Raw genomic sequence first — 5,937 nt, 5'->3', positions numbered from 1 at the left:
CCGCCTCCACCTGGACGCCCTCGGCGTGAAGCTGACCCGGCTGCGTCCCGAGCAGGCCGCGTACATCGGCGTCGACGCCGACGGCCCGTACAAGCCGGACCACTACCGCTACTGAGCCGGGCTTCCAGTCCTGCTCCATCGCGCCCCGACCCCTCGCCCCGACGCTGGAGGCAGTCCGCTCGGAGGAGGAAGCACGTGTCTTGGAAGCAGGAGAAGCAGCACGTCCCGGTGCTGGTGGCGGGCGCGGGACTGGGCGGCCTGTCCACCGCCCTGTTCCTGTCCCTGCACGGGGTGCCCTGCCTGGTGGTGGAGCGCCACCGCGGGATGTCGCCGCACCCGCGCGCCCGGGGCATCAACCCGCGGGCGATGGAGCTGATGCGCGCCGCCGGCCTGGAGGCGGAGGTGCGGGCCACCGAGTCGGCGCGTGCGCTGGCCGGGAACAGCGGGGTCCTCGCGGCCCGGTCGCTGGCCGGTCACCAGCTCGGCGCCCTGCACGAGCAGTACTTCATGGACGTGCGCACCGATCTGAGCGCGCTGTCCCCGACCGGCTGGTGCCTGTGCCACCAGGACGAGTTCGAGCCGGTGATCCGGCGGCGCGCGGAGGAACTCGGGGCGCGCTTCGCGTACTTCACCGAGCTGGAGTCGTTCACGCAGGACGCGGACGGCGTGACCGCGCGGCTGCGGGACCGGGAGTCGGGCGAGGTCCGCACGGTCACCGCCGGCCACCTGGTCGGCGCGGACGGGCCGGGCAGCCCGGTGCGCCGCGCCCTGGGCATCGGCTTCGAGGGGCCCGGCACCACCGGGCACTTCCTCAACGTGCACTTCGAGGCGGACCTCGCCGAGCAGCTCGGCGAGCGCCGGTTCATCATGTGCTACACGTTCAACGACACCGTGCGCGGTGCGCTGATGCCGCTGGACAACTCCCGGCGCTGGCTGCTGCACGTGGTGTTCGACCCCGCCGCCGAGGACCCGGCCTCCTTCGACGAGGAGCGCTGCCGGGAGCTGGTGCGGGGCGCGGCCGGGGTGCCGGACCTGGAGGTGAAGGTCCTCGGCGCGATCCCGTGGGAGGCCGCCGGGCGCACGGCGACGGCGTTCTCATCCGGCCGGGTGTTCCTGGTGGGCGACGCCGCGCACGTGATGCCGCCCAGTGGGGCGTTCGGCTCCAACACCGGTGTGCAGGACGCCCACAACCTGGCGTGGAAGCTGGCCGCGGTGCTGCGCGGCGAGGCCGGGCCCGGCCTGCTGGACAGCTACGACCCGGAGCGGCGGCCGGTGTGCGCGGCCACCGTCGAGCAGGCGGTGCTGCGCTCCAAGGACCGGCCGCGGCTCGCGGAGAAGGAGCCGGCCCCGGCGAACCCGGCGATCCACGCCGACCCCGAGATCTGGTTCGGCTGGCGCTACCGCTCGGCGGCGGTGCTGCCCGGGCCCGGCGACCCGGAGACGGAGGGGGTGTGGCTCGCGGATCCGCGGGGGCTGCCCGGCACCCGCGCCCCGCACGTGGTCCTCACCCGCGACGGGCGGGAGATCTCGGCGCTCGACCTGTTCACGCGTACGCCGGTGCTGCTCGCCGGGCCGGACGGCGCGGCCTGGGAGAAGGCCGGACGGGCCGCCGCGGAGCGGGCCGGGCTGACGCTCGGCGTGCTGCGCGTGGGCGGCGACGGCGCGCTCGGCGACCCGTCGGGCGCCTGGGGACCGGCGTACGGCGTGGGGGCCGAGGGCGCGGTCCTGGTGCGGCCCGACGGCGTGGTCGCCTGGCGCTCCCCCACCGCCGCCGGCGAGCCCGACGCCGTGCTCGACGACGTACTGAAGGCGCTGCTGGCGCGGTGACCGGCCCCGCCGGCGCACCCCGCGACACTAGGGAGTGAGCATGTCTGCAATCACCGGCTGGGTGGACTGGTCCCGGGACCTGACCCGGGAACGCGGCACCGTCCTGGCCATGGCCGCGACGACGGCGCTGCGCGGACCGGACGGCGAGGGCGTCTGGACCGGTCCGCGGGTGGCGCTGGGCCACCGCCGTCTCGCGGTGTTCGACCCGGAGGGCGGCAAGCAGCCGGTCGCCCTGGAGCACGACGGGCACACCGTCGCGGTGGCCGCGCACAGCGGCTCGATCCTCAACCACGAGGAGCTGCGCGGCACCCTGTCCCGGCGCGGCCACCGCTTCCGTTCCGGCGGCGACACCGAGACGCTGCTGCACGCCTACCTCGAGTGGGGCACCGGCTGCGCACAGCGCCTGGAGGGCACCTTCGCGGGCGTGGTGTGGGACGCCCGCCGCGAGGAGCTGTTCCTGGTGCGCGACCGGCTCGGCGTGGAGCCGCTGGTGTACTACCCGACCGCCACGGGTCTGGTGTTCGGCTCCGAGGCCAAGGCGGTGCTCGCTCACCCGCTGGTGCCGGCCGAGGTCGACGCCGAGGGACTGCGGGAGATCTTCACCTACTCCGGCACCCCGCACGTGACCCCGTACCGCGGGATGCGCCGGCTGCGTGCCGGGCACCACCTGGTGGCGGGCCGCGACGGCACCCGGCTGACCCGCTACTGGGGGGTGGACGCGGCCGAGCACACCGACGACCTCGACACCACCGTGGACACCGTGCGGGGCCTGCTGGAGGAGAGCATCGAGCGCAATCTGCGCACCGACGCGCCCGTCGGCTCGCTGCTGTCCGGCGGCCTGGACTCCAGCGGCGTGGTCGGCCTCGCGGACCGCGAGCTGCGCAAGTCGGGGCGGCGCATCCGCACCTTCACCGTGGACTTCGCCCGGCACGCGGAGAACTTCCAGGCCACCGACACCCGTCAGTCGCCCGACGCCCCGTACGCCGCCGACGTGGTGCGGCACCTGGACACCGACCACACCGGTGTGGTGCTGGACCCGGCCGAGCTGAGCGACGAGGTGGCGCGCTGGCAGGTGCTGCGCGCCAAGGACTGCCCCACCCCGCTCGGCGACATGAACACCTCCCTGTACCTGCTGGCGCGTGCGGTGGGCGAGCGGGACACCAAGGTGGTGCTGACCGGTGAGGCGGCCGACTCGCTGTTCCACGGCGTGGCCTGGAACCGCGACCCGGTCGAGTCCCGCATGGACACCTTCCCGTGGGTGGCGCGCGGTGTGGTGCGCGACGACGCCAAGGGCCTGGGCTGCGGACTGTTCGACGAGTCGCTGCTCAAGGACCTCGCCCCGCTGGACTACGCGGCCCAGCGCTACCGCGAGTCGGTGGCCGAGGCCCCGCACCTGCCGGGCACCCCGGACGAGGAGCGGCACATGCGGGAGCTGTGCTGGGTGCACCTGACCAACTTCATGGAGAACCAGAACGGGCACACCGAGCGGCTGTTCAAGGCGGTCGGCCTGGAGGTCCGCATGCCCTACTGCGACCACCGGCTGGTGCAGTACGCCTACAACCTGCCCTGGGCGATGCAGAACTTCGACGGCCGGGAGAAGAGCCTGCTGCGCGCGGCCGTGCGGCACGTGCTGCCGCGCAGTGTCGTGGAGCGGCGCAAGACGCCGTACCCGGTGACGCTCGACCCGGGCTACGAGCAGGCGCTGCGCAACGAGATGCACGCGCTGCTGGACGACCCCCAGGCGCCGGTGCTGCCGCTGCTGGACGTGGCCGCGGTGCGCAGGACGCTGAAGGACCCCGAGGGCCTGAACCGGTGGGCGCGGCGGGCCAACGTGGAACTGCCGCTCCAGCTGAACACCTGGCTGCGGCGGTACGGGATCCGGCTGGTGCTCTGACCCGCCCGCCGGACGCTACGGCGAGGCCCCCGGGGACAGGGCTCCGTCCCCGGGGGCCTCGCGCGTCCCCCGTTCAGTGGTGGTGGGAGGCGCCGTCCGGATCCCCGTGCGGCATGTCGTACGGGACGGTCCTGGGTGCGCGGTCCTCGGTGCCCGGTTCCACCACGGTGAACTGGCCCATCATGCCCTCGTCCTCGTGGCGCAGGACGTGGCAGTGGTACATGTACGGCGCCCTCGGGTCGGTGAGGGTGTCGAAGCGGACGGCGAGCCGTGCGGTGCCGAACTCGTGCAGGTAGAAGGTGTCCTTGGGGCCGCGGGCGTACGGCGGCGGCTGCTTGCCGCCGATGTCCAGGACATGGAAGACGGCGCCGTGCACGTGGAAGACGTGCACCCAGTCGTCGCCGCGTTCGACCTCCCAGATCTCGGTGGTGCCGGCCGGGACGACCTCGTCGACCCGGCCCATGTCCATGGTGCGGCCGTTGATCTGCAGGCCGGTGAACTCGAGGTGCCGGCGCCGGGCCCCGGCCGGGGCCGCCACGGGGGCGGGGGCGCCGTCGACGCGGGCGGGCAGCGCGGGTGAGGGTTCGAGCCGGGGGGCGGCGCGCAGGGCGATGATGTCGAAGGTGTCGTCGCCGCCCATGAAGCGCTCGGTGGGGAAGCCCAGGTGCAGCGACGGCTCGAAGCCGCGCAGCACGGTCTCGTCGCCGGGCGCGAACTCCACGACGATCTCGGCGCGTTCGCCGGGGGCGAGCAGCAGCCGGTGCAGGGCGCGCGGCCGTTCCAGCAGTCCGGCGTCGGTGGCGACCTGGTGGAAGACCCGGCCGTCGGTGAAGCCCAGCCAGTACACGCGGGCGTTGGAGCCGTTGAGCAGGCGCAGCCGCACACGCCGGGTGGTGACGCGGAAGTACGGGTCGTAAGTGCCGTTGACGAGGATGGTGTCGCCGAGGACGCCCAGGTTGTCGGCGCCGGCGATGGTCTCGGCGAGCTTCGTCTCGGTGAAGTCCAGGGTGCCGTCGGCGTGGAAGTTCTTGTCCTGGATGACGAGCGGCACGTCGTCGACGCCGTAGGTGCGGGGCAGGGCGGCGCGGTCGCCGTGCTCGTCGTCGAGGATGATCATTCCGGCGACGCCGCGGTAGACGTGCGAGCCGGTCGAGCCGTGCGGATGCGGGTGGTACCAGAGGGTGGCGGCGCTCTGGTGCACCGTCCAGGAGGGCTGCCAGTCGGCGCCCGTGGGGATCATCTGGTGCGGGCCGCCGTCCATGCGGGCCGGCAGCAGCATGCCGTGCCAGTGCAGGGTGGTGGCCTCCGGCAGCCGGTTGCGCACGGTCATGGCGACCCGGTCGCCGCGCCGGGCGCGCAGAGTCGGCGCGAGATACGGGCCGTTGGCGCCCCAGGTGGGGGTGCGGCGGCCGGGCAGCAGCTCGCTGGTGCCGGGGGCCAGGGTGAGCCGGTAGTGGCGGCGGCCGTCGGCGGAGGGGGCGGGGTCGAGCAGTTCGGGTATCCGCAGCGCGTTGCGGAAGGACAGCTTGCCCACGTTGCTGCGCCGGCGGTCGCCGTAGACGGTCAGGAAGGTCGCGCCCCAGCCGGCTCCGGCGGCCACGGCGAGGCCTCCCGCGCCGAGCAGGAACCTGCGGCGCGGGAGGCGGGGGGCTTTCGTCATGACGGTTCCTAGTGGGGTCCGGGAAGGGCGGCCCTTCGGCTCCCCACTGTCGATCACGCCTCCTGAGGCTCGCTCGACGCCGGCTCGAGCCGGTGCACGACCTCGGTGACGGCCATGTCGCCGCCGCGCCGGTACGGCTTGAGCCGCTGCCGGTGCAGGGTGTGGCGCTGGCTCACCTCGAAGTCGCGGAAGGCACGCTCGCCGGCCCAGTCGGTGAGGACGTAGTACACGCCCTCCTCATCCGTGGAACGCACCAGCGTCTGGCCGCGGTTGGCGGGTTCGCGGGCGATGGACTCGCCCACCGACAGCCACACCCGCTCGAAGTCGGCGGCCATCTCCGGGTGGATCTCCATGCGGAGGATCACCCGCAGCGGCTGCCCGGCGTCCTGGTCCCCGGCCGGTGGGGTCTGGGTCATGGTGTCCTCTTCTCCGCGGGCCGCCTGTCCAGCCGGAGCACCCGCTTGGTGATGCCGCGCAGCACGGTCCTGGTGAAGATCGGCGCCTCGGTGCAGCGCCAGGCGACCACTCCGTCGGGCCGCACCAGTACGGCGCCCTG

Annotated in this window: 6 protein-coding genes; 3 read left to right on the top strand and 3 right to left on the bottom strand. The window is 74.0% G+C overall.

What is annotated here, in order from left to right; all coding sequences use genetic code 11:
- The 3 genes from IE249_RS05995 to asnB form a co-directional block, all read left to right on the top strand.
- The coding region (locus IE249_RS05995) for an adenosylhomocysteinase (RefSeq protein WP_189703673.1) at nt 1-115 on the top strand (115 nt) is incomplete at its 5' end.
- A gap of 80 nt (nt 116-195) precedes the next feature.
- Nucleotides 196-1,827, top strand: a complete 1,632-nt coding sequence (locus tag IE249_RS05990) for an FAD-dependent oxidoreductase (RefSeq protein ID WP_189703672.1) — start codon at nt 196-198, stop codon at nt 1,825-1,827.
- Between the two features lie 40 nt (nt 1,828-1,867).
- Nucleotides 1,868-3,721: an asparagine synthase (glutamine-hydrolyzing) gene (gene asnB, locus IE249_RS05985; RefSeq protein WP_189703671.1), complete on the top strand. Its 1,854-nt coding sequence runs from the start codon at nt 1,868-1,870 to the stop codon at nt 3,719-3,721.
- A gap of 73 nt (nt 3,722-3,794) precedes the next feature.
- Here the strand turns inward: asnB and IE249_RS05980 are convergent, their stop codons facing one another.
- The 3 genes from IE249_RS05980 to IE249_RS39960 all read right to left on the bottom strand — a co-directional run.
- On the bottom strand, nt 3,795-5,381 hold the full coding sequence (locus IE249_RS05980; RefSeq protein WP_189703670.1) for a multicopper oxidase family protein: 1,587 nt from the start codon (nt 5,379-5,381) through the stop codon (nt 3,795-3,797).
- Between the two features lie 53 nt (nt 5,382-5,434).
- Complete coding sequence (locus IE249_RS05975) at nt 5,435-5,797, bottom strand: antibiotic biosynthesis monooxygenase family protein (protein WP_189703669.1); 363 nt, start codon at nt 5,795-5,797, stop codon at nt 5,435-5,437.
- The coding region (locus IE249_RS39960; protein ID WP_189703668.1) for an aromatic-ring hydroxylase C-terminal domain-containing protein at nt 5,794-5,937 on the bottom strand (144 nt) is incomplete at its 5' end. The genes IE249_RS39960 and IE249_RS05975, both read right to left, overlap by 4 nt.

The sequence above is a fragment of the Streptomyces anandii JCM 4720 genome, from assembly GCF_014650655.1.
Taxonomy (GTDB): domain Bacteria; phylum Actinomycetota; class Actinomycetes; order Streptomycetales; family Streptomycetaceae; genus Streptomyces; species Streptomyces anandii.
The sequence above is the reverse complement of the archived record's forward strand: the minus strand, read 5'-3'. Positions and strand labels throughout refer to the sequence as shown.

Coding starts and splice junctions, on each gene's coding strand:
- asnB (WP_189703671.1), top strand. CDS start 1,868: ATGTCTGCAATCACCGGCTGGGTGGACTGGTCCCGGGACCTGACCCGG.
- IE249_RS05980 (WP_189703670.1), bottom strand. CDS start 5,381: ATGACGAAAGCCCCCCGCCTCCCGCGCCGCAGGTTCCTGCTCGGCGCG.
- IE249_RS05975 (WP_189703669.1), bottom strand. CDS start 5,797: ATGACCCAGACCCCACCGGCCGGGGACCAGGACGCCGGGCAGCCGCTG.